15 protein-coding genes, 3 pseudogenes and 1 riboswitch are annotated in these 23046 nt (G+C 42.1%); of the genes and pseudogenes, 2 read left to right on the forward strand and 16 right to left on the reverse strand.

Annotated features, from left to right (window positions below; translation table 11 throughout):
• The first annotated feature begins 49 nt into the window (after positions 1 to 49).
• A pseudogene (gene chrA / locus RS130_RS08375) lies at positions 50 to 1266 on the forward strand (chromate efflux transporter).
• Between the two features lie 874 nt (positions 1267 to 2140).
• Here chrA and RS130_RS08380 read toward each other — a convergent pair.
• Positions 2141 to 2761, reverse strand: coding sequence for a hypothetical protein (locus RS130_RS08380; RefSeq protein ID WP_316025578.1), 621 nt, complete (start codon positions 2759 to 2761; stop codon positions 2141 to 2143).
• Between the two features lie 209 nt (positions 2762 to 2970).
• Here RS130_RS08380 and RS130_RS08385 point away from each other — a divergent pair.
• A pseudogene (locus RS130_RS08385) lies at positions 2971 to 3360 on the forward strand (group II intron maturase-specific domain-containing protein); the annotation flags it as partial.
• 124 nt (positions 3361 to 3484) lie between these two features.
• Here RS130_RS08385 and RS130_RS08390 read toward each other — a convergent pair.
• The 15 genes and pseudogenes from RS130_RS08390 to RS130_RS08465 all read right to left on the reverse strand — a co-directional run bounded on the left by RS130_RS08390 (position 3485) and on the right by RS130_RS08465 (position 23035).
• Positions 3485 to 4312: an RES family NAD+ phosphorylase gene (locus RS130_RS08390; protein ID WP_316025579.1), complete on the reverse strand. Its 828-nt coding sequence runs from the start codon at positions 4310 to 4312 to the stop codon at positions 3485 to 3487.
• A 767-nt stretch (positions 4313 to 5079) separates the two neighbouring features.
• Positions 5080 to 6135, reverse strand: a complete 1056-nt coding sequence (locus RS130_RS08395) for a hypothetical protein (protein WP_316025580.1) — start codon at positions 6133 to 6135, stop codon at positions 5080 to 5082.
• 67 nt (positions 6136 to 6202) lie between these two features.
• A complete protein-coding gene (locus tag RS130_RS08400; protein WP_316025581.1) occupies positions 6203 to 6682 on the reverse strand; it encodes a hypothetical protein in 480 nt (159 codons plus the stop codon).
• A 209-nt stretch (positions 6683 to 6891) separates the two neighbouring features.
• Entirely contained in the window at positions 6892 to 7245 is a 354-nt protein-coding gene (locus tag RS130_RS08405) for a hypothetical protein (protein ID WP_316025582.1), read from the reverse strand.
• A 1126-nt stretch (positions 7246 to 8371) separates the two neighbouring features.
• Positions 8372 to 10183, reverse strand: coding sequence for an allophanate hydrolase (gene atzF / locus RS130_RS08410; RefSeq protein ID WP_316025583.1), 1812 nt, complete (start codon positions 10181 to 10183; stop codon positions 8372 to 8374).
• Positions 10184 to 10192: 9 nt separating this feature from the next.
• Complete coding sequence (gene uca / locus RS130_RS08415) at positions 10193 to 13846, reverse strand: urea carboxylase (protein WP_316025584.1); 3654 nt, start codon at positions 13844 to 13846, stop codon at positions 10193 to 10195.
• 89 nt (positions 13847 to 13935) lie between these two features.
• Positions 13936 to 14600 (reverse strand): annotated as a pseudogene (locus RS130_RS23715) (urea amidolyase associated protein UAAP2).
• Positions 14601 to 14612: 12 nt separating this feature from the next.
• Entirely contained in the window at positions 14613 to 15347 is a 735-nt protein-coding gene (locus RS130_RS08430; RefSeq protein ID WP_316025587.1) for an urea amidolyase associated protein UAAP1, read from the reverse strand.
• Between the two features lie 2 nt (positions 15348 to 15349).
• Entirely contained in the window at positions 15350 to 16120 is a 771-nt protein-coding gene (locus RS130_RS08435) for an ABC transporter ATP-binding protein (protein ID WP_316025588.1), read from the reverse strand.
• A gap of 38 nt (positions 16121 to 16158) precedes the next feature.
• The gene (locus RS130_RS08440) at positions 16159 to 16983 is read right to left on the reverse strand and encodes an ABC transporter permease (protein WP_316025589.1); all 825 of its coding nucleotides are present in this window, start codon (positions 16981 to 16983) and stop codon (positions 16159 to 16161) included.
• Positions 16984 to 17082: 99 nt separating this feature from the next.
• Positions 17083 to 18135, reverse strand: coding sequence for a putative urea ABC transporter substrate-binding protein (locus RS130_RS08445; RefSeq protein ID WP_316025590.1), 1053 nt, complete (start codon positions 18133 to 18135; stop codon positions 17083 to 17085).
• Positions 18136 to 18193: 58 nt separating this feature from the next.
• Positions 18194 to 18323, reverse strand: a riboswitch (guanidine-I (ykkC/yxkD leader).
• 179 nt (positions 18324 to 18502) lie between these two features.
• Positions 18503 to 19051 (reverse strand): LysR substrate-binding domain-containing protein, encoded by a 549-nt coding sequence (locus tag RS130_RS08450; RefSeq protein ID WP_316025591.1) that lies wholly within the window; start codon positions 19049 to 19051, stop codon positions 18503 to 18505.
• A 14-nt stretch (positions 19052 to 19065) separates the two neighbouring features.
• Positions 19066 to 19422, reverse strand: a complete 357-nt coding sequence (locus RS130_RS08455; protein WP_316025592.1) for a LysR family transcriptional regulator — start codon at positions 19420 to 19422, stop codon at positions 19066 to 19068.
• A 28-nt stretch (positions 19423 to 19450) separates the two neighbouring features.
• On the reverse strand, positions 19451 to 21109 hold the full coding sequence (locus tag RS130_RS08460; protein WP_316025593.1) for a response regulator: 1659 nt from the start codon (positions 21107 to 21109) through the stop codon (positions 19451 to 19453).
• A gap of 213 nt (positions 21110 to 21322) precedes the next feature.
• Complete coding sequence (locus RS130_RS08465; RefSeq protein ID WP_428982751.1) at positions 21323 to 23035, reverse strand: TIGR03545 family protein; 1713 nt, start codon at positions 23033 to 23035, stop codon at positions 21323 to 21325.
• Between the last annotated feature and the right edge of the window lie 11 nt (positions 23036 to 23046).

The raw sequence follows: 23046 nt of genomic DNA on the forward strand, positions 1-23046 counted from the left end.
TTTGACCGACACAATCTCTTGGTAATCACATTAGTACAGACGAAATGGAATGAGCGATATCAAACGTAACGACAACGATCAAAGCCCGTGGGTTGTTTTTTTAATTTTCCTGCGCTTAGGCCTAACTTCGTTCGGTGGTCCGATTGCCCACTTAGGTTATTTTCATCAGGAATTTGTTAAAAAACGGCGTTGGCTGACAGACCAAAGTTACGGAGATTTAGTTGCTCTGTGCCAGTTTTTGCCTGGGCCAGCGAGTAGTCAGGTGGGCATTGCACTTGGATTGTCTCGTTCGGGGTATTCTGGAGCTGTGGCCGCTTGGTTAGGTTTTACATTACCCTCTGCAATTATACTCATCTTATTTGCAATGGGGATAACCGGTTACGGTGATTCATTGCCAACTGGTGTGCTTCACGGATTGAAGGTTGTCGCAGTATCCGTCGTTGTACAAGCGGTTTGGGGGATGGCTCGCAATCTTTGCTCGGATACGCCTCGTATTACCATCATGGTAGTTGCCGCTTGTATTGCGGTGATGACACAGTCGGTTTTAGGGCAAGTAGGAATTATTTTCATTGCTGCGGGCATTGGCGTTACGTTACTTAAACCGGCGACGGGAACGGCTCATGATCCTCTGCCAATTGTCATCAGGCGTCGTACCGGACTGATTTGGTTGTCGTTATTTTTTGCTCTGTTAGTGGGGTTACCTTTAGCGGCAGATGTTTTTCCTCATCAATCGCTTTCATTGGTGGATGCATTTTATAGAGCTGGTTCCTTGGTTTTTGGTGGTGGGCATGTCGTTCTCCCACTACTTCAGGCAGAGGTTGTTCCGTCTGGATGGGTAAGCAATGAGTCTTTTCTTGCAGGGTACGGCGCGGCGCAGGCTGTTCAGGCCCGCTGTTTACTTTTGCTGCTTTTCTAGGTGCATCCATGAATGAGTCACCTGCGGGTTGGTTAGGTGGCTTGGTCTGCTTGTTGGCGATTTTTATTCCATCCTTTCTTTTAGTTTTTGGCGCCTTGCCGTTTTGGGAGCATCTACGCCAAAGCGCTCAAACTCAATCCGCTTTGGCTGGTGTCAATGCTGCTGTTGTTGGACTCTTATTAGCAGCACTTTATCAGCCGGTATGGACGAGCGCGATACATGCCCCTGCAGGATTTTGGCCTTGCTTTACTGGCATTTGTTGCGCTTATGTTTTGGAAGTTACCTCCATGGCTTGTAGTAGTAGGAAGTGGGACCGTTGGGTGGCTGTTAACCATGATACCTTAAAGTGATTCCTGTGCAGGAACTGACGATTTGAAGTGAAACCGGGTGGGCGAAGCCGTCAGATACTGCTCAAATGCTCCGTTAGCCCACCATCGATGAGCCTGAAACATAAGCAGCAAAAAATAAGCTAGCTATCGAGACACCCATAAAAGCAAATATCTCAAAGGTTATTATCGAATTTAGTTATGGGTGTCTCAATTGGAGTAGCCCTGGATTCCGGCTAAAAAGCGCACCGGAATGACGTGATGCGGGGCTGTCTGTATATCGTAATTTGGATCTTACTGTGTATCTCGGCAAATTAAAAAAGCAGTAATTCGCAAACTATTAGCCCTAGCAATGAATGGTTAATCCCAAATTACTACTGACCTCAAAGCCCGTCATTCCTGCATGTCGTTAGCAGGAATCCAGTCTTTTAAAGCAGAAAAGCCAGAATGTTGCAGACTTAGGCAAAGCTTATTGAGACACCCATAAAAGCAAATATCTCAAAGGTTATTATCGAATTTAGTTATGGGTGTCTCAATTGGAGTAGCCCTGGATTCCGGCTAAAAAGCGCACCGGAATGACGTGATGCGGGGCTGTCGGTATATCGTAATTTGGAGCTTACTGTGTATCGCGGCAAACTAAAAAGCAGTAATTCGCAAACTATTAGCCCTAGCAATGAATGGTCAATCCCAAATTACTACTGACCTCAAAGCCCGTCATTCCTGCATGTCGTTAGCAGGAATCTAATCTTTCTAGGTAGGCATTTGTTAAACGGCTCAAAGTATTTTTTTGTGTGTAAACTAAGCAAAATTTGAATACAACCTATGTTTTTAACCTTGTTGTAACCCCAATATGATTGAGCCATCGTCAAATGGAGCAGACAAAATGAACCCACTAATTTCAAAAAACTGAATCCATTAACGATATCTTGCCTTTGCAAGCTTTAGGGTCATCTGAAGGATCATGGTCAAATGCTGTCTTGAGGATGTTGCGGTTATAGCCTTCTGGGCAACGATAGCATTTTTTGGATAGCGTTCCAGCCCATGCTCCATTAGGGCATCCCTTTTCACCTATTTTATTAGCTGCCCTATAGCTATACTTGGCCTCTGGTTTGCACTGTGCCTTACCCTTGTTTTCTTTAATGCGAGCTGGCTTGTAACTATTTGGGCAGGTCCAACATGCGCTGTTTTTAAACCAAACGTCTTTCGTTTCGCACTTAATTTTTAACAAGCCTGTTGGTTTACCATGAGGAATCGCAGCAACGTAATTATTCTTTTTTCTACAGTGTTTTTTATTTGCCGGATCACTAACCGTTTTGTTTACCCAATTATTAAAGCCTTCAGGGCATGACCAGCACTCACCTTTAAATTTTGTTATTCCCTTGTTGAAATCAGAGCATGATAATTTTTCACCATGTTCGATTGCGAAGGCGTATTCATTAACCTTGTAATAACGAAGAAAGCCAATTCCCACTGCCACTAATAGAATTAATACGGAAAATTTATAGATGTATTTAATCATTGTTTTTTCTCAATTTTTTTATGAGACATTAACCCATACACATTAATACTAATCCAAGTGTTTAAAAACTTGAATATTCGCATATAAGATTTTTTCTATCTTTTCATAATCTTACACAACTAAAAAGCGAAGCTTATTGAGACACCCATAAAAGTAAATCTCCCAAAGGTTGTTATCGAATTTAGTTATGGGTGTCTCGATAGGAGTCCAAACAACAAGTCCGAAGGTTAACAAACCGTAACTGGGGCGTGTCTATGCACTACCAACTATTTAAACTCAGCCAGTACTTACGTGGCTGGATAAACTACTTCGGTATCGCCAGTGGGTTCCAGCGATGCGTAGATCTAGATCATTGGATCAGACGTAGAGTTCGAATGGCCTATTGGCGGCAGTGGCGAAAGCCACGCACCAAAGTCAGAAGTTTAATGAAATTAGGTGTACATGTACAGGCAGCCGTTGCGTGTGGCATCACCAGCAAAGGACCATGGCGCAGTGCCAAAACCCCGGGGGTTAATCAAGCTTTATCCCTTGAATACTTAAAATCCGAAGGGCTTTATTCACTGCGTGATGGTTGGATATCGCTTCACCATCCTAAGTGAAACGCCCTCGGCTCTGGCATCCTGCTTCGCTCTACCTCCTGCATCCATGCAGTCGTGTGCGGAGCCGCATGCAGGGTGTTGTGGGAGCTGGAGGTTAGACACCTCCGGCTACCCGATTAGGTTTCTACCAAATAATTTTACCGTCGGATCTTTCTCCTTTGGCTTGCTTTACAACTTTAAAATCACAAAGCCCATAGGGATATAGTTTAATAATTTTTATAACTTGACTTGAAACTACTTTTGCTTTTGTTAAAACAGCTTCAGGGCGAAGAGAAATATTCGCCGTTCCTTTAATTTTGGCACTAGGAAATATTAAACCATCAATTTCAGGGTGTTTTTCGAGTAAAAGCCTGCTTAATGTTCTAGAGTAAATATAATCTTTTTCAGAAGCAGAAAGATCATTCAATAGCTCAGCAGAGAGAGCATCCATATATAAATAAGAAAGAAGCCCATGAATATCATTTTTACCAAGTCTATCGATTAATTTGCGTATCTCATCAAACATAGTCTGCGAAATTGTACTCGTGCCATGATAGGTATTATAAATCTCGCCAATTGCCAAGCACCTAATTCCTGAGTCAGACTGATTGGGCAATTGAAATTGTCCAATTTGAATAATGTCACCTTCCTTAGCATTAATTTCAGCGAGCGCTGTACCTATATGATACGAAGCATAGAACATTGGGCTACCTTTTTCATTCATGCGCCCAATGCTTGCCACTTCAGGAGGTGGAGAGTGCAACTCACTAACATGACTAAAGCCTTCAATGCTAGAACAAAGCCTTGCTCTTATAATTGGTCGATCATAGCCAAATTTAAAATTCAGCCCGCCAAAAGATTCAATATACCAATTTAAGAGCTTTTCAATAGCTTCAGATGAATCTGCTGAAAATAAATCTTTTCTAAATCGATCAAGACTATTTAACTCGATTACTTTAATGTTCGCTTTCATCTTCTTTGAAACCTAACGAGGCTGTAGAAAAAGTCCCAGCCTTAAATTTATTATCAAAATCACTTAAAAACACACACCAAATGGCACTGCTACGTGAAATCTGGATAGGTTTTACCATTGCACTTCAAAAAGAATCAGCTTAAAACACGCTATATTTTTTGACTCGAACTTTTTCTACAGCCTCAACACCCGCATAAATTGCGGATAGCAGTTGGCTAAAATAAGCGAAGAATGAGCGCCAGCCAACTGTTAGACGTCCATTTTGATGCGTTTGTGTACGCCCAGCATGGGCATGAACTAATGAGGTGAAAGTCCTCTGTAGGAGGAACACCGTTTATATAACTTACCGTTATTAAACGTTAACTACTAGCGAATGGCAAGGGCTAAACCGCGAGGTTTGGTCTGAAGGAAGCCGGACGCACAAAATGGTATGGAACCATTTTGAACATCCGTAGGATGGCCTTCGGTGAAATGCATGGACGCATTTCATAAATTTGCGAGCTGATGAACAATAACATCATATGAGGCGTAGGCTGGAGGTGAGTTGGCAGCAAATTGCAGGAGCAATTTACAACCGCTTTAGCTGGCTCCGAAGGGGTGAATACCAAGGATGGCATGAATACAAGACAACGAAACCATGTGATCTAACGGCCACCGTAAATGATGCAGCAGTGCAGAGACAGTTCATGCTCATATCTGGGGATGAAAATCACTAAAAATCAGCGTCTACGACCCCATTGATTGATCTTCAATAAGTGGTTAGCCCCTTAAAAACGAGCAATTAATTTTTCTAAACAAGGCGTTTTTTGTAAATAACTATCATTCCATTGCTGTATTACTCTGCTCTCGTCTAATAATCCCTCATATTCATCGTAGATAATCGCTAAGTCTTCATTAAACATTGTTTGGGCAATTCTAGGGATATCTTCTTCATCAATAGATGGTAGGTTTTTGTTGTTACGTTCCGTATCTATTGCCTCAATGTGCTGGCGAGTTCTTTTGCTAATTTCTAGTAAATCATTACTACTAAGTACGTTATCAGGAACTAGTCCGTGCAACAATTCTTCACTATCAGCAAACATTAAATAGGTGTTTAACGCTGCAGGATTTCGTCGTTTTAGGCCGAGTTCAACTAACGCTAAAGCATCAATTAAATCTCTTTTAACTTGTAAGTCTGCTTGTTTTTGTTCAGAAAAACGGAAAGCCGCACTGACCAAGTGTTCTATTACCAATTGCTGTAAACCCATATCTGTGTCGCCTAAAATAACTAACTTTTTAGCTGCAGATGAACGTTCAGATGGCTTTACATCTTCACGCTGCATTAAGGTTATAAGAGCCATACGGTCATCTTTATTGCCAAATTCAATAAGGGTTTCTACATCCAGTTCCTGATAGGGCTCAACATACTCATTATTTAATTTAAATGCCTCATAATCGGCAGTATCCTTGTGAATAAAGTGCATACCTCTTTTTAATGACCAGTCTTTTCTTTCTTCTTCCGCTCTATAAATATCATCTTCTGATAAATCTTCAGACGCAATACACCAGTTGTCTTCGTATGAGAACTTATCTTGCACGTTAAGATCTTTATTAACGTTATTATTTTGTAATTTATTTTTAAGAACGCTCTCTTGGTTTCTGTCGTTTGCTGTTAGTAAGTCCGTTTCTATTTCATGATCTCCTTGCAACGGTTCTAACTGCTCAGAACTTTCATTACCCGATGATATAAAGTTTCTACCGTCCTCATTTTCTCTTTGAAACAGAAACAAGTAAATTAACAGTGCTGAAATTAAAACTGCCAGCACACCATTCTTTTTGTTCATTATTTTTACTCTTATTTAAACTGTTTATCTGAGCATCATCGCTGCTCTCAAATTTTTCTGAATAAACCTACGGACATGTATTTGCTAAAGCTTCAGCTTTATCTAACTTACATCTTGCTAACCCAGCATCTCGTCTAGCTTCAGCAGTGTCTTTACATTGGTCATAAGAGTTACTTCCTATACTGAAGTATTTCCAATTAAAGACAGTATTAGTTATTGTGCGGCAACTTTTCGATATCGTTATTGAATAGGTATTTCTAAAATTACTTTCGCATCTTGCATATTCTACGTCTACATTTTTAGTACACGTCTTTACTTCTTCTTTTTCTGTCTCTGTCCCCCCTGGGCTCCCAACACTAGAAGGGATAGCGGGAATAACAGGTTGAATATTGCTCATATGTCTTTGAAGTTCTTCTTGTTGCCTACGCTCAAATTCAGAAACATGATGGTAAATTTGGATAGTCTCAATAGTACCAGCTAAAGCACTATTTACTGAACCAACAAAACATATTGTTGCAACTGCGGCTTTTGTTAACATATTTTTCACTATATTTTCCTTGTGTCATTATAAATAAAATTTCAATAAACGTGCTTCTTACTTAATAGAGAAACAACCTTTCTAACAAACCGATATTAAGACATACCACCTCTGCTAGAAAAAAGACTAGACTTAACATATACCATCATTAATAAAACCAGCTACATTCGCGTGCAAAATAAAATTTCTTCCTCAAATTAATTCATTTAATTTGGGTATTAAAAATACCCGTTAATATTGCCGTAAAACAAAATACTGTCAACAATAAGTGTGTGGAAGTAGAAATCTAATTGAGACATATATTGACGATCCACTATAGGCAAGACAATATTATCTTTGTCTTTTGGAAGGTGTAACATGGGATGTCGCACACCTTGAATGGTTTGTTCAACCTCGTAAGTATGCAGTATAGCTTTCTTAGCTACTTCGTATTCACTTGTGCCTTTTAATTGTCTGCGCCAAGTGGTTAAACCGATAATACCAATAACAACCGCTGAGATTGTTCCAATAATCGAAAAAACATCCTTAGTTATTGCCCAGTCAATGTTTGAAAAAGTTAGACAAATACTCACGCACTCTCCATAAAATAAAAGAATCTAACTAACGACAATTTAGGCTATTCAAACACGACAAATTGTCCAATTTCATTCGGGCTGTTTTTTTACACACCCACAAGGTTTTCGTTTATAACGAATAACCACTTCATGTGCAAAACATACTTATTTCAAATACGACATTTTTCCTTGATCTGCTGTTATTGGACAAAATAGCCAATCTGAATAGGTAGGGTGAGGTTATTTAATAATAAAAAGCCATGGATTCTGGCTCATACGTCATTCCTGTATGTTGTTAACAGGAACTACCGGAATGACGAGATGTGAGGCTTGTATTAACAAATATTCCCTCTGTGCGCGAAGCCTCTGTGCCCTCAGTGGTTCAAATTATTTGTTTTTGCTTTTTTAACTATCCCTAACTTCTACCTCCTATCTACTGATTTTTCTGCTTCATCCTGACTTTTCTACTGTAAAAGAATGGATTCCGGCTCAAAAGACTACCGGAATGACGTTAGGGAAAGACGATGAAGAGTGAAAACTTGCTTCAGTATCGATAAACGTAGGGATATATTTTTGTTTTTACTTCAACCTGTTTACTAGCACCTACCCACCGCTTTTTGTCGGCGAAGCCGATGCTCTATTCACGAAGTGAATGCTCTTGATTTACCTCGCGACTCCAAGTTCGCCGAGCAACGCAGGCTAATAGAGGGTAAATGACATGGATGTCATTTTAGCAAAGTTTGTAGGGAACACTTCTTTGCGACCTCTATTAGACAAGTCGCGCAGGTAATAGAACTTGGTTGGAGACCGGCATTTCTTGTTTACTTCTTTTTGCTGTTGACCATATTTACAGGATAAATATGGAACGCACTTTAGTGCGGCTCGAAGGGTGAAATACAGGGATGTATTTCATAAAAGAAGTAAATCGGGCCTCAGGGATGAGGCCTGAAAAACGTCATGGATGACGGTGAGCAACGCGAATGCCTTATCGCGCAGCGATGTAAGCAAAGCGAATATGTGGCGAAGCCATGCCTTGTGTGCGCAGCACATTCTTTGTGAGCGAAGCTCATGCCTTGTGAGCGAAGCTCATGCTTAGTGTGCGCAGCACATAAATTAGCAAAGCGCATGAGTGGCGAAGCCATGCTTAGCGCGCAGCGCAATACCCCCGCCAGCCGCCAAACTCACTAATATCTGTGCCTATTTCAGCTGCATAACCTTCGGCGATAAAACCTGTGAGTATGTCACCTGTTTCTAGCTCCACTTGGCCTATGCCTAATGGTGCGGCAATACCTTGGACAAAGGAGCCAAATTCACTGATGGGCATTGACCAGACTTCTACCTCGAATGCACAACCATTGTCGCTAGTACGGATCAACGCTGGGCGTTCTACAGCCCCTGTGACAGCATACATTTGGTAGTTAGCAGAGGTTTTATTGATGGATTTAAATATTGCCCCGCGTTCTGTTAGTTGCCAATTTAGTGGCATGCCAGATAAGTGAGCACCTGCTACTACTACATCAATGTAACCTGCACTTGGCGCTAAGCTACTGGCTGTTGCTTGATAAGCAATTTTAGTGGCCCCTAAAGGCAGTTGATTATGCTGGCGTAATCGAGTCGCTAGCGTTAATAGCTTTTGGTCTGTCATAGCTGGGCCGAATAAGGTCACCCCAAATGGCATGTTTTCAGCGGTAAATGAAGTGGGTACCGCTATGGCAGCAAAGTCGAGTAAGTTCATAAAATTGGTGTAATAACCCAATTGTGAATTACGCAAAATTGGCTCTTCGGCTATTTCGGCCAAAGTAAAATGTCGGCCCGCTGTGGGTGACATAAATACATCAACATCAGCCATTAACTTGTCTGCTAACTGTTTTAAATCTTGTAACTTGTATAAGGCGTTAAAGGCGTCGGTGGCCTTAGGTTTATCACCGGCGCTAATGATAGTGCGAGTTACGTCCATCATAGCTTCGGGTTTATTGCTGATAATATCTTCGGTGGCCACATAACGCTCGGCTACCCAAGGGCCTTCGTACAACAGTTTTGCCGCATCGAGTAGTGGTGCAAAGTCTACTTCAACTTTGCTTCCGCCTATGGCTTCTAGCTGCTTTATGGCGTCTTGATAGGCGGTTTGGTACTGGTCACTACCAAAAAAGGCTAACTGACTGGCTAAAGGCACAGCAAAGGTGAACTTGGCAGGAAAGTTTACCGCGCCTTGGTTAGTGAGCGGATTTTGACGGGCAAAGCCATCACTGTCATCAAATTTGGCGGCTACCGCAAACACTGTTTGTGCATCTTCGGCGGTTAAACTAAAAATACTGACACAATCTAAACTGCGACAAGCAGGCACCACACCTGTGGTTGATAACAAACCTTTTGACGGTTTTAAGCCGACTAAATTATTGAAACATGCTGGTACTCGGCCCGAGCCTGCTGTGTCTGTACCTAAGGCAAAACTGACTAAGCCTACTGCTGTGGCAATAGAGGAGCCAGAACTAGAGCCACCAGAAATATACTCTGGGTTAAAACTATTAGGTGCTGCACCATAAGGTGAGCGAGTGCCTACTAACCCTGTGGCAAACTGATCTAAGTTAGTTTTGCCTAATGGAATGGCACCGGCGTCTATCAGTTGTTGCACCACATAAGCTGATTTGTCTGCCACATAACTAAATTCTGGGCAGGCCGCTGTAGTCGGTACGCCCGCTAAGTCTATATTGTCTTTGATGGCAAAAGGTACACCCCATAATGGGCATTCTTCTGGGGTTTTGTTTTCTAAGGCTTTAACGTATGGCGCTACTTCTTCTGCTGATAATAAGTGGATCCACGTTTCTGGATAATGTTTCGCTTCGGTTAACAATTCGGCAATTAAGGTACTTGGGGTAAAGTCACCATTTTTATAGCTTTGTTGTAAGGCGTTAATTGTTAAGTTTAAAGGGGGGCTTAAGTTAATAGGTAATTTCATGGTGTCTCCTTAATCTTTCGTTGGGTTGCTAGAAAGTACTAACAAAGCTTGACCGGCTTGTACTTGTTGCCCGGCTTCTACTAGTACTTTTTTCACCACTGCGGCTTCTGGGCTAGCGATACCGATTTCCATTTTCATCGACTCTAAGATGATTAAGCTGTCACCTTCGGCTACGCTCTTATCTTGTTCGGTTTCGATCAACCATACGCTTCCAGCCGCCGTAGACTCTATAACAAACTCACCGTCAGCTAAAACCAGTTCGTCTTGTTCACCGTCCATGCTGTCGTCGGCTTGATAGACCAATTGGCCACTGGCCTTCCAGTCGTTCATTTCTTGCTCGAAGGCTCGTTCACGCTGCTCGACAAACTTGTCGATGTCGCGCTGTTGTTTAGACCATTCAAGGGCTAACTCGGGCATAGATATAGAGGTTTGTTCGATTTTGGGTTGCCATTTTCCAATTGGGAAATCAGCTCTGATTTGCTCAAGTTCATCATGGGAAACCGGATAAAAACGAATCTGGTCAAAAAAGCGTAATAACCAAGGGTTCTCAAATACATCTGTTTGACGATAGCGATTCCACATTTGTGCGGTACGCCCTACAAATTGGTAGCCTCCAGGACCTTCCATGCCATACACACACATATAAGCGCCGCCTATACCCACAGAGTTTTCTGCGGTCCAAGTTCTGGCTGGATTGTATTTTGTGGTCACTAGTCGATGACAAGGATTTAGCGGCGTAGCTACTGGCGCACCTAAATATACATCGCCTAAGCCAAGCACTAAATAACTGGCCGCAAAGACTATGTCTTGCACCTGTTGAATGTCGGTTAGACCATTAATGCGTTTAATAAAATCGATATTTGACGGACACCAAGGAGCGTCTTTGCGGACCGATTGCATGTATTTATCGATAGCTAGCTGACAAGCTTCGTCATCCCAACTTAGGGGTAAATGCACTATACGTGAGGCAAATTCCAGTTGGCTAGTATCGCCCAGTGCCATGTCTAATGTTTTTAACTTGGCGATCAGCTCGTCGACGGCCACGCTTTGGTTATCGAAGTGCACCTGTAGTGAGCGAATGCCTGGGGTGAGTTCTAATACCCCTTGGATATTCTCTGCCTCAACACTGGTTAATAAAGCTTGTACCCTGGCTCGTAAGGCTAGATCTAACACTAGGTCGCCATATTCGACTAACAAGAATTTATCGCCGGCTTGGCGAAATACCAGATCAGGTTCACCGTCTTCGGTGATTAACCTATCTAAAATAGGTGAACTAACGGCGACGGCTTGATAGTCACAGGCTTGTGGGGTTAATGCCTGCAATTGAGTGTTTTGGGCTTGTTCAAGTTGTTGTGCTGCGGCTAAATCGACTACCTCAAAACGTACTTTATCACCGGCTTTAAACTGGCCCAGTTTCCATAAGTCGGCAGATATGACGGTAAAGGGACATACAAAACCGCCTAAACTTGGTCCGTCTGGACCTAAAATAACCGGCATGTCTCCGGTAAAGTCCACCGTACCAAAGGCATAAGCATTGTCATGAATGTTTGAAGGGTGTAAGCCTGCTTCGCCACCGCTTTCTCGTGCCCACTCTGGTTTAGGGCCGATTAAACGAATCCCTGTGCGGCTTGAGTTGTAATGGATTTCCCATTCATGTTGATTAATGGTTTGAATGTCTTGTTCGGTGAAAAAGTCAGGGGCACCATGGGGGCCAGACATTACCCGTAAAGACCAACTGTTATCAATTTTAGCGGCTAACGCTTGGTTGTCATGAGTTGGGCGACTGATGTGATTAGCTTGGTTGTCTATCAGCTGAATAAAATCGCCAGTACGTAAGGCACGGCCACAATGTCCACCAAATTGACCTAAGGTAAAGGTGCTTTTGCTGCCTAAGTATTCTGGACATTGAATACCGCCACTTATGGCTAAATACGCTCGGCTTCCGGCACTTTTTACTGAACCAATTTTTAATGTTTGCCCAGCAGCAATATCGATCACTTGGTTCATGCCATAGCTTTGTTCATCTACTTTTATGTCAATTTCTGCACCACACACCATTACTTGACTGGCTTGATGGAACAATAACGATGGACCTTGAATGGTTATTTCTAAACCGGCTGCATCTTGACTATTGCCTAATAAACGGTTTGCTAGATTGAACGAGTAAAAATCGAAAGGACCAGATGGCGGTACGCCAATATTCCAATAGCCTGTGCGGGCAGGGTAGTCTTGTATGGTGGTCATGGTGCCGGGTTTCAATACTTCAAAGCCCGCAAAAATCGCTTGAATTTTGTCTAGGCTACGAGTGAAAATTTTGCCCTGTGTAAACAGTTCTGATTGCAAAATATCTCGCACATAATCCATATTGGTAATAATGCCATATAGCTTGCTTTGCTCTAGGGCTTTGTCTAATTGTTGGATGGCTTGCTCTCTGCTTTGCCCTTTCACTTGCACCTTGGCTAACATAGGATCAAAAAATGGCGACACTTCGATGCCTGCCTCAATCCAATGGTCTATACGCAGTGTTTCTGCGTTGGTGACGTGCTGTTCGGGCCATACAACTTGGGTTAATAACCCCGACGAAGGTTGAAACTGCTTAGCTGGGTTTTCGGCATACACTCGCGCTTGAATAGCGTGGCCATGACTGACCAAATTATCTATGGCGCTTAAGTCTGTAGCTGGCAATGAAGCTTGCTTGGCCATAGTGTCGTCATAGGCAATTTTTAACATCCACTCTACCAGATCTACATCGAAGCAAAGTTCAGTAATACCATGCTCAACCTGTAAGCGAGTGTTTACTTCCAAAAAGTAAAACTGCTGAGAATCTTGATCAAAAATATATTCAACCGTACCGGCGTTTAGGTAGTGAATAGAAGCCATAAGTTGTTTGGCTGTAGCATACATTTGCTGTCTGATGTCGTCAGATAAATTTGGTGCGGGAGTTTCTTCCACTACCTTTTGGTTACGTCTTTGACTAGAGCAGTCACGTTCACCTAAGGTCACGACTTGCCCAGCACCGTTACCCACTACTTGTACTTCAATGTGTCTGGCTCGTTGTACAAATTTTTCCAAAAACACGCCGTCGTTAGAGAAGTTTTGCGCGCCTAAATATTTCACATTGGTAAAGGCTTTTTCTAGCTGACTTTTATTGTCACACCTTTGCATGCCTATGCCACCACCACCGGCGGTACTTTTCAGCATAACGGGATAGCCTACTTGTTCGGCAAATGCGGTGACTTCGTCTAAGTCTGCCAGCAAGCCGCTGCCTGGTACTAAAGGCACGCCAGCTTGCTCGGCTAAATCGCGGGCTTGATGTTTTAAGCCAAAATCGATCATCTGTTGGGCTCTGGGACCAATAAAGGTGATGCCATGGTTTTGTAATTCATTACAAAAATCAGCATTTTCACTTAAAAAGCCATATCCAGGGTGGATAGCGTCAGCCCCTGATTGTTTAGCGATGTCGATAATTTTCTGTTGATCTAAATAGGTTTGGCTGGCCGCCCCTTCACCTAAGCTAAAGGCTTGGTCGGCTTGGCGTACATGTAATGACTCTCTATCGGCTTCAGCGTATACGGCCACACTTTTGATGCCCAGCTTTTTTAAGGTACGAATAATACGGCAAGCGATAGCACCGCGATTGGCAATTAATACTGTCTTAAACATAATCAAAGACTCATAAAGTGTGGGTCGTCCCACTGATTACTTTGGGTGAAATAGGTCGTCCTATTTACCGTTAATGGGTTGCTAGAAACTTAACTAGACTGTGAATTGGTGCCGGTTTGATCCCACACTAATACTTCAACCGGTGTGGGGTTATAAGCGTTACAAGGGTTATTCAATTGTGGACAGTTTGAGATCAACACAATAGTGTCCATCATGGCCTCTAGTTCTACGTATTTTCCCGCACCACTAATACCATCAGCAAAGCTGAGTTTGCCTTCAGATGTAATAGGCACATTCATAAAAAAGTTGATATTGTGAGTGATATCGCTTTTGTCCATGCCTAGTTCTTCGTTTTCGGCAATGGCTAATAACCAGCTATCACGACAGGCGTGCATGCACTTTTTGTCTAGAGCGTAACGCACGGTATTACTTTCGGTCGCACAGGCCCCCCTAAAGTGTCGTGTCTGCCGCAGGTATCGGCCACTATTTTTAGTAGTGGGTTACAGTCGTTGGTCATTAAAACGCTGCCAGCAGTTAAATACACATTGCCTTGTTCTCGAATAGTGTCGATAGCACTGTAACGTTCGCTAATATCGTTAGCGTTATAAAATAAGGTGTCGGCAGCTTGGTTTCCTTCAATATCTAAGATACGCACTGTTTGACCTTTTTTGATTACTTTTAAGTAGTAATCGCCGGCGTCTACTATGTCACGAATAACGGCGTCTTCTGCTTGTAGTTGGCTTGCTAAAATCATCTTATGCGCTCCTTATAAACCCAAATGGTACAAACGATTATTTTCAAAGCCTCGCAGATTTTCGGCACAGGCGTTTTTACATAAATCGTCTTCGCCAACCTCGGCTGATTGGAATATTTGGTATTCAACCGGTTTAAACGGGTAGTTGGCAGCAGGATTTAACGGATGAGGACAAGTGTGCAACAACACTATGGTGTCCATTTCAAAACGCAGTTCGATGCTGGCGCCTGCTCGGCTGTGGTCTGTTTGAAAAGCTAAGTTGCCTTCGTCGTCGGGTGCCACACAACTAAATAAATTAAGATTGGCTGCTAAGTCTCTTTTGCCTAAACCGTATTTGGCGGCTTCTACTAAAAATGCGTCGTTACCATTTTGTAGCCAGTTATTACTGTCCTTTTGATAACTTTTATCTCCCCATTTTTGTTGCACAATCTTACGGTTACTATTGCCGCAAACGGTGTCATGCCAGCCTAAACTGTCTTCGGTAATTGAACAAAAAATGCGCCCCATGTCTGAATATAAGCAGTGGCCTTTGGTCAGCTTAAAAGTGTGCTGACCTTTCAACGTATCTGGCGCGTTGTAACGCTCTAGTAGGTTTTCTGGGTTATAAAATAACATGCCCAAATTGGCCCCACCTTCTTTGTCAATTAGCCGTAAGCTGGTGCCACGACGCACACGCATTGACCAATGCTTACCACCGGGTAGGGTGTCTTTGTATAAAACATCTTGAGGTAAAATTTCGTTATTCATGGTTAGTTGTATCTCACTTTTTCAATCATTTTGTTCACCTCTTCTTTATTTGCTCTCGCTGATAAAGGCAGGTCAAAGGTCACTTGTGCGCCATAAGCGTTAGGCGCTTGTGGATCGTCACGCAATTTGTCAAACACCCATAGTCGAGACCCCAACTCAAATCCTTCTTTGATGTCGTGGGTGACCATGAAAATAGTTAGTTTATTTTTTTGCCAAATATCATGGATCAGTTCATGCATATCGCTGCGAATTCCCGGATCGAGAGCGCCAAATGGTTCATCCAGTAGCAACACTTTAGGGGCTTTCATTAAGGCTTGCGCTATGGCAAGTCGTTGCTGCATACCACCTGATAATTCGTGCGGATATTTATTGATGGCTGGCGCAAGTCCAACAGCGTTGATAAATTCAAGGGCTTTTTCTTTAATGATTTTTTTACTGTTGCCGAATGTCCAGCCAACCACTTTCGCTTTTGAAAACTCGTCAGCAATCATGACGTTTTGTAAAACAGTTAAATGGGGAAAGACTGAATACTTCTGAAATACGATACCGCGATCGGCGTCTGGCTCATCTTTCAGTGTGCTACCATCTAAGGTAATGGTACCTTTAGAGGGTTGCTCGCGGCCTAGCAGCATGTTCAAAAAGGTAGACTTACCACAACCTGATGCACCTACCATAGACACAAACTCACCTTGTTTGACTTCTAAGTTAAGTCGTTCAAGAACGAGGTTATCACCGTAGTATTTCCATACATTTTTGATTGATATAAAACTCATGGGAGATTCCTTACTATTCTTTTTGACGACAAAGCGCGTTATTTGCTGCTTTCTATTGAGTGATACCAAGGGAAAGCCTTCTCTGAGGTTTTTCGTAATAGGTAATCCATCAGAAAAGCCAGTAAGGTGATCCAAATGACATAGGGAAAAATAACGTCCATTGACATATATCTGCGAACCAAGAAGATGCGATATCCCAATCCTTCTTGTGCGGCTATCGCTTCTGCGGCAATCAAAAATAACCAAGCAGCACCTAAAGACAAACGCATCGAGGCAAGTAGGCGTGGCAGGATCTGCGGTAAAATAACGCGTAAACTGACTAACCAAGTTGACGCTCCTAGGGTTTGTGCTTTGATAAGTTGTTCGGCCGGTAGTTGCCTGACGCAAGATTGCATGTCACGCATCATGACAGGTGCGGTGCCAATGATAATTAGCATCACCTTTGCCAATTCACCTAACCCAAAACTAATAAACAAAATAGGTAAGATAGCCATGGGCGGAATGAGCGATAACACAGTAATTAAAGGTGAGAAACCAGAACGAGCTAATGGAATAAGTCCGGTTAATATACCAATCAATAGCCCCGATAGCGCGCTGATGCTAATACCCATACCGATTCGATATAAACTGGCAGAGGTGTCTTGCCAAAACAAATATTCACCTGTGCGTTTGTTTTCGGTAAAGGCTAGCCTGTCTACTGCATTGTAAATCTGGCTAAAACTCGGCAGTAATTTGTCATTCGGGTTTTCGGCCAGTCGCTCAGCCGAGGCGGTCCAATAGACAAAGAAAATAACAATAAAAGGCAATAAGCTTAAAAAAATCGTCAAAGGTTTTGATGGGGTGATGTTCATGAGTTTTTTCATGCTTAAAACCTTAATTAGTTGCACACGTTGGGTAAATGATTTGACTAAAAGTGCGGCTTGCTAAGTTTACTTTTTACTTAGCAGGCCGCGGCTTAGTAATTACAGTTTTCCGTCAACTGCCATTTGCATAAAGCTGGAGTCAAAACGTAATTGAATGTTGTTTTTGTCGCCGAATATACCAGCGGGAGTTTCGATACCGATAAAGCCGGCATCGGGAGCTCCGTCACCTAATAGTCCATGGTCAAATGAGAACTTCGCCACATTGCCCATGGTTTTTGGAAGTTGTGAGCTATTGGTAAATTCGACCGCTTCTTTAGCGGTATAGAACATTTTGGTGGTAGCAAGTTGTGCTTTATAACCCGCCAGATCTGTCCCCGAAGCGACCGCTAGTTCAGTCAGCACTTTGTCGTTGTCTTGCATGCTACTCATGATTTCAAACCAAGCGCCAACCAAAGCTTTACCTAATTTAGGATTGGCTTTTAGTGTGCGAGTATTGACAACTAAAAGATCGATAATTTCACCGGGGATTTTAGAAGAATCAAAGACCTTAGTGGTGTTAGGCATGCTTTCAATTTCGGATAGCAATGGGTTCCAAGTAACGACAGAAGTCACATTTTTAGTGGTGTAAGCAGCCACCATATCGGCATCAGCAGTATTCACTACTTTTACATCACGCTCACGTAACCCAACACTTTCTAAAGCACGGGCTAATAAGTAGTGAGAAACGCTTAATTCTACTAAGTTAACTTGTTGACCTTTAATCTCTTTTAGAGCACTTTTATTCTTTAATACGACACCATCGTTTCCATTCGAAAAGTCACCCACTACTAGTGCTGTGCTATCTACAAAGCTAGCAGAAGGAATTGTTAACGCGTCCATGTTAGTCATAGTGCAGGCGTCAAACTCGCCAGCTGTGTATTGATTGATAGATTCGATATAGTCGTTGATTTGTACCACATCAATTTCGATGTCGTACTTGTCAGCCCATTTTTTTACGATGCCAGATGAATCGCCATAGTCCCAAGGCATCCAACCTACATAAATAGACCAACATACAGAAAACTTGTCTTTAGCAAAGGTATTGCCCGAAGCCAGTAAGGTAAGTGCCAATAATGCAGCATTAAATAGTCGCGCAGTTTTAAATGTTTTCACAGGGCATCTCCAAAAGTTTACATAAAGTTCAATAAGCAAGAGGTTCATATAAATAGTGACCTCCCGGGCTTTTATCCCTCCGTGTAACCCTTTGCTGATGCAAAATATTCTTGGCAGAATATGGACTGGGTTGATAACTCTCGGACCAGACATTTATTAAATAAACCGGAACCCTAGTCATCTATTTAGTAAGTTGAGCTTTTAGCTACTCATATTAAGCCAAAATTGGTGTGCAATATGGTCAACTAAATATTTAGCCTCATGCTTTGAGGTGATTAGAACAGTAAGTTGTGATGTTGCATAGTGTTAATTTTGCATTCTCGTGATGCAAAATATGCATCAACAACTTTTATTTGGTTGTCGTTTGCTAATCAGATTCTAAGGTTGAGACCAATTGCTGAGCAAATCTAGCGGCGGCAACTGGTAGGGTGCGGCCTTTTAGTTGACCTACATAGACTTCGCCATGAGGCAGATCATTCTCATCTACTTTGATGGCTGTCATATTCATAAAGCTGAGATCTTTTGGCAACCCCACCTCAATTTGAAAGGTGATACATTTCCCTAATGACGCCTTGTAACGTAAGAATTCAAAGCTATCAGACTCAATTGCAGGCTTTAGTTTATAAAACGCTCTGTCAGCTTTTCTATCTAATATTTGTCTTAGGCCATATTGTTTAGTAGGTAAGGCTAAGGGGTACTCTAGGCACTCGCTTAGCTTGATGGTTTTTCTACCTGCAAGTTCGTGATCTTTTGAAACAATGGCATAAGTGGGTTGTTTAGACACAGACAAAATATGGAAATCGGTGAGTAGCTCGGGTTCAAACACTACGGCAATATCGGCATTCATATTGATTAGCTCTTGCTCTGCGGCTTTTCTGTCACGCCTTTGTACATTAAAAGTGACATGTGGGTGCAAGTTACTATATTGATTTATCTGATTGGGTAAAAAAAGGGTAGCAAAGCTTGGCTGCAGGCAATGTTAATGTGACCGCGTCGCTCGCCACGTAAGTCCGCAATTTGGCTTTTTACTTTTTCAATATCGGTGAGTTGTTCGCGTACATGATGTAAAAACACTTCCCCTGCTGCAGATAGTTCGACACCTTTTGGTAGCCTTTCAAAAACTTCCGTGCCTAACTCTTTTTCGAGAGCTAGTATCCTGCGGTTCAATGCAGTAGAGGTGATGGTTAGAGATTTGGCGGCTTTTCTGATAGAACCGATTTCAGCAATGGTTTTAAAAAATAATAATCTTGCAAGTGGCGCATAGCTATCTCTGAGATGAATTAACATGGGTAACGTACTGTAAATTAGTCGGTCACTACTTTGTTTTCTTTACAGATTCTTCAGAAGTAGGATCTAAAAAGTAAATGTTATTCTTATTGACCATACGTTTGAATATTTTATTCAGTCTATTTTGATTGCTGGCGTTCAATTTTCGATTTTGCATTTCAGCTAAAAAGTCTACTGTATTGATTTGCTCATATTCTAATAGTTCGGCGTCTACCATACTTTGTAGAAGGTTTAAGCTAAACGCAATTTCTCTGGGAAATAAAATATAGGCTTGGTAAAAATCTTGGGTGGCAGCTGTGTATTGCTTGTTTGAGAACTTCTGCAATCCAGATTTGTTGTACTCCAAAGCTTCTGGTCTTCTTTCGCCAATGCCTTCTTCGCTTTTGGTGACCAGCATATTTAAGGTGGTTTTGTTGTTACCTTCGTCTATATTTTCTAGCTTATCTTTACATAAATGTAAGTATTCTTTGGCTTTTTCTTTATTGCCTATATTTGTCCAAGCTTGAATGGCATCGGTGATGGTAGATATTTCTGCTTCATGCAAATTATCCATGCCTGGGCGTGTCAATATATCGCTAGATTTATCTAAATTGCCTTCTAAAAATGCAGCGGTGGCCAATAGGTAATCTTTTTTCTGAGAAAGGCTAGGATCCGATACTTTTCTTCCGGCTGCGCCAATTAAGTACTTAGCCACTTGTATATCTGCAGTTCGGTCGGCGTTAGATTTTAGCTCCGCTTCAGTTAGGTAACAGCGAGCCAAATCTAAGGATATTTCATCATAGCGTTCACGGATAGAGCGATTCGATTCGCGCTTTTTCTCAAGCAAGGTAATGGCATCGTCGCCTTTTTCCTGAGCTTGATAAATATAAGCTTTGAGCCGGGCGGCGGGGATAGATAATTCGCCTTCGCGAATTTGATGCATATAGTTCTCGGCTTTTGTGTATTGGTTGTTACCAACACTAATACGGGCTAACCACTCGCATGCTTTGTCATTCGTTAACTGAGATGCAGTGAGTTCCAGCAGTAGCTTTTCACTTTCTTCAAGGTGCCCGTCTAAAAATAGATTCTGGATCAGGCCCCACTTGGCCCAAATTACTTTATTCGAGCGGTCTAGTATGTTTTGGTAGTGGATGGCCGCTTCTGAATAACGTTTTAATTTGGTTAGAATTCTCGCTCTTAATTTAATCAAAGCGCTGCGTTTACGGCCTTGGGGATCACCTTCTAATAAAATATCAAGAACTGCTAATGCTTGCTCATAGTTATCTTCGTCCATAAGTCGGTAGATGGGCAATAAAAAGCCATGCATATTTAAGCAATTGGCAATGTTCTTCATCAAATTGCTGATGGTGTAAGGCTTGATTATAAGCGCTTCGGGATGCACATCGACTATTTGGCCGATAATCATGGGTAAGCGGTCTGAGGTAACAAACATGACGCAAGTCGCGAGCGAAATATAACCTTGTTGCTGTAATTCTTGGAGAACCTCTACACCATTTTTGTTTTGCCCTAGGTGAAAGTCCATCAGCACTAGGTCTATTTTATGATGGCGAATGTGTGCTTTAAATTCTCGACCATTGCTAAAACAGCCGATTTGGTTGAACCCCATATCTAGTAAATGGTTTCTTAGGTTGGCGCGCGCCATGCCATTGTCTTCTACAACTGCAACTTTAACCTTATTAAATGACATAGAGTAAAATGGTTACCTGAAAATGTAATTTAGCATAACAGAGTTAAAACAGAATGACTTGGTGTTTTATCTTTACCGGATATAGAAATTAACACATGGGTATGAAGGGTTATTAGGAAAGACAAAAATGGAGGAGCGTGAGATTCCGTTTCGCTACGCAATAGGGCTTTTATCTACACAGCGCACGCTGTGTAGATAAGGCTGCAATTTATATTAGCCAAGGATTTTATTCAAAAGCTTGTCTTTTACTTTATCTTTTGCTTTGTCCTTTTGTTTATCTAAAGCATTGTTGAGCTGGGCTTCAAGCAAAGAAGTTAAACTACTAATATCTCCATCAGCTACTTTTTCCCACTCAAGTAACTGTTCCATTTGTGTGTTGTTTTCACCTAAGACTCCTGCCGTTTTGGCATTCAACTTTTGTTTCAACTCATCTAATTTAGCTTGTTGTTCAGGCGTAACGCTAGCCATCAGAGCATTACCTAATTGTTGATTTAAGTCGGAACTAAAGGATAAATCTACGTCACCCAATGTTCCGCCAATGTCGGTATTCAGCTTAAGCTCTGACATTTGATTTAACGAGTTAGCGACGATAGTTGTGAGTTTATTGGCACCCTCTGCTTGGATGCTCAAATGTTGTAAATCCACCACTCCTTTACCCGAAAGAGCGTTGCCGTTTAACGCCAAATTCCCCGAGCTAGAGACTATACCTTTATTCAATTGCCCCGTTAATTTGTCTTGTTCGACTAATGTTAAATCACTCAGCTTCAAGCCAGATAAAGCCCAGTTTTGTTTGGCCTTTGCTCCACTTGCGGCTAACCATAAGTCACCATTTAATGTCAAAGACTGCCACAAAGCGCTGGCACTCGAATCGATTGAAAATGTGGTTGGACGACCTAAAATGTTATGTTGATAGGTGATATCTGTCCATTTGCTTTCAACCTTTTCTTGCTGCCACATTGCCGATATGTTGGCTTTTTTGATCCATAACTCTGGAATAGAAGCGGTATCTGCAAAACTAATCCACTTCCCAGTCGAAGCAATTTGTTCTTCTTCCTGCTGTTCTTTATTGGCTAACATTGGGCCTATTAGATCAAATGCCGTTAAGACGTAACGACTCCATTGACCAACTGAGTCACCAAATACTAAAGAGGTAACATCGTCAATAGCATCTAAATCGCCGGCGGCAACTGCTTTTAGTTGCTGATAATCCTCTGCCGGTGCAGTTTTTAATTTGGCCAATTGGGGTGACATTTCATCTCTCGCTTGGCTGATCGCTAACTTGAAGTCTTCTAGGGCTTTCTTGTCGGCCAATATTTCTTCTTTTAAAGCGTCGAACTCTTGTTTGGCTGCTAATAGCTGTGCCGCATCTTTGTAGTCGACCTCTTTTAATGCTTCTACTTTTTGTTTGTAGCGCTGTAATTTTTCTTTTTCAGGCAAGTTGGCGAATTGTTCTTTCAATAAGGGCGTATGCTTTTGCAATACAGCTTGGGAGTCAGCTATCGCCTTAGTGGTTTTTAAGGGCGACTTAGCTAAAATCTCATCAACTGACGGGACCTCCATTTGCTCAGCGAAGTCACTTGCTGTTTGCTCCGCTTCTGTTTCTTCGCCGTAGACTTCGCCCGCTGATGTTCTTTCTGTGTTGAACTGGGTATTCTCAACGATCAATTCATCAATCACTAGTTTGCGCAAAAGTAACGGCGCTAAGTCGACTCTTGCAGAAATTGTTGCAGCTTCAAAATGGTTGTTAGTGGGCAATTTGGGGTCGGTAAATTCAACTTTGCGTAAGGTAATACCAAAAGGAGAAAAATTGTGCTCTACTTTGCTTATATTCACTTCTGCGCCATTTGCTTGACCAAAGCTTTTCTCGGCAGCAAGTTTAATCCAAAAGTCCATAAACAAGATACTGACAGCAGCAAACAATGCCACTATGACAACAA

It is taken from the genome of Paraglaciecola aquimarina (assembly GCF_032464635.1).
Classification (GTDB): Bacteria; Pseudomonadota; Gammaproteobacteria; order Enterobacterales; family Alteromonadaceae; genus Paraglaciecola; species Paraglaciecola aquimarina.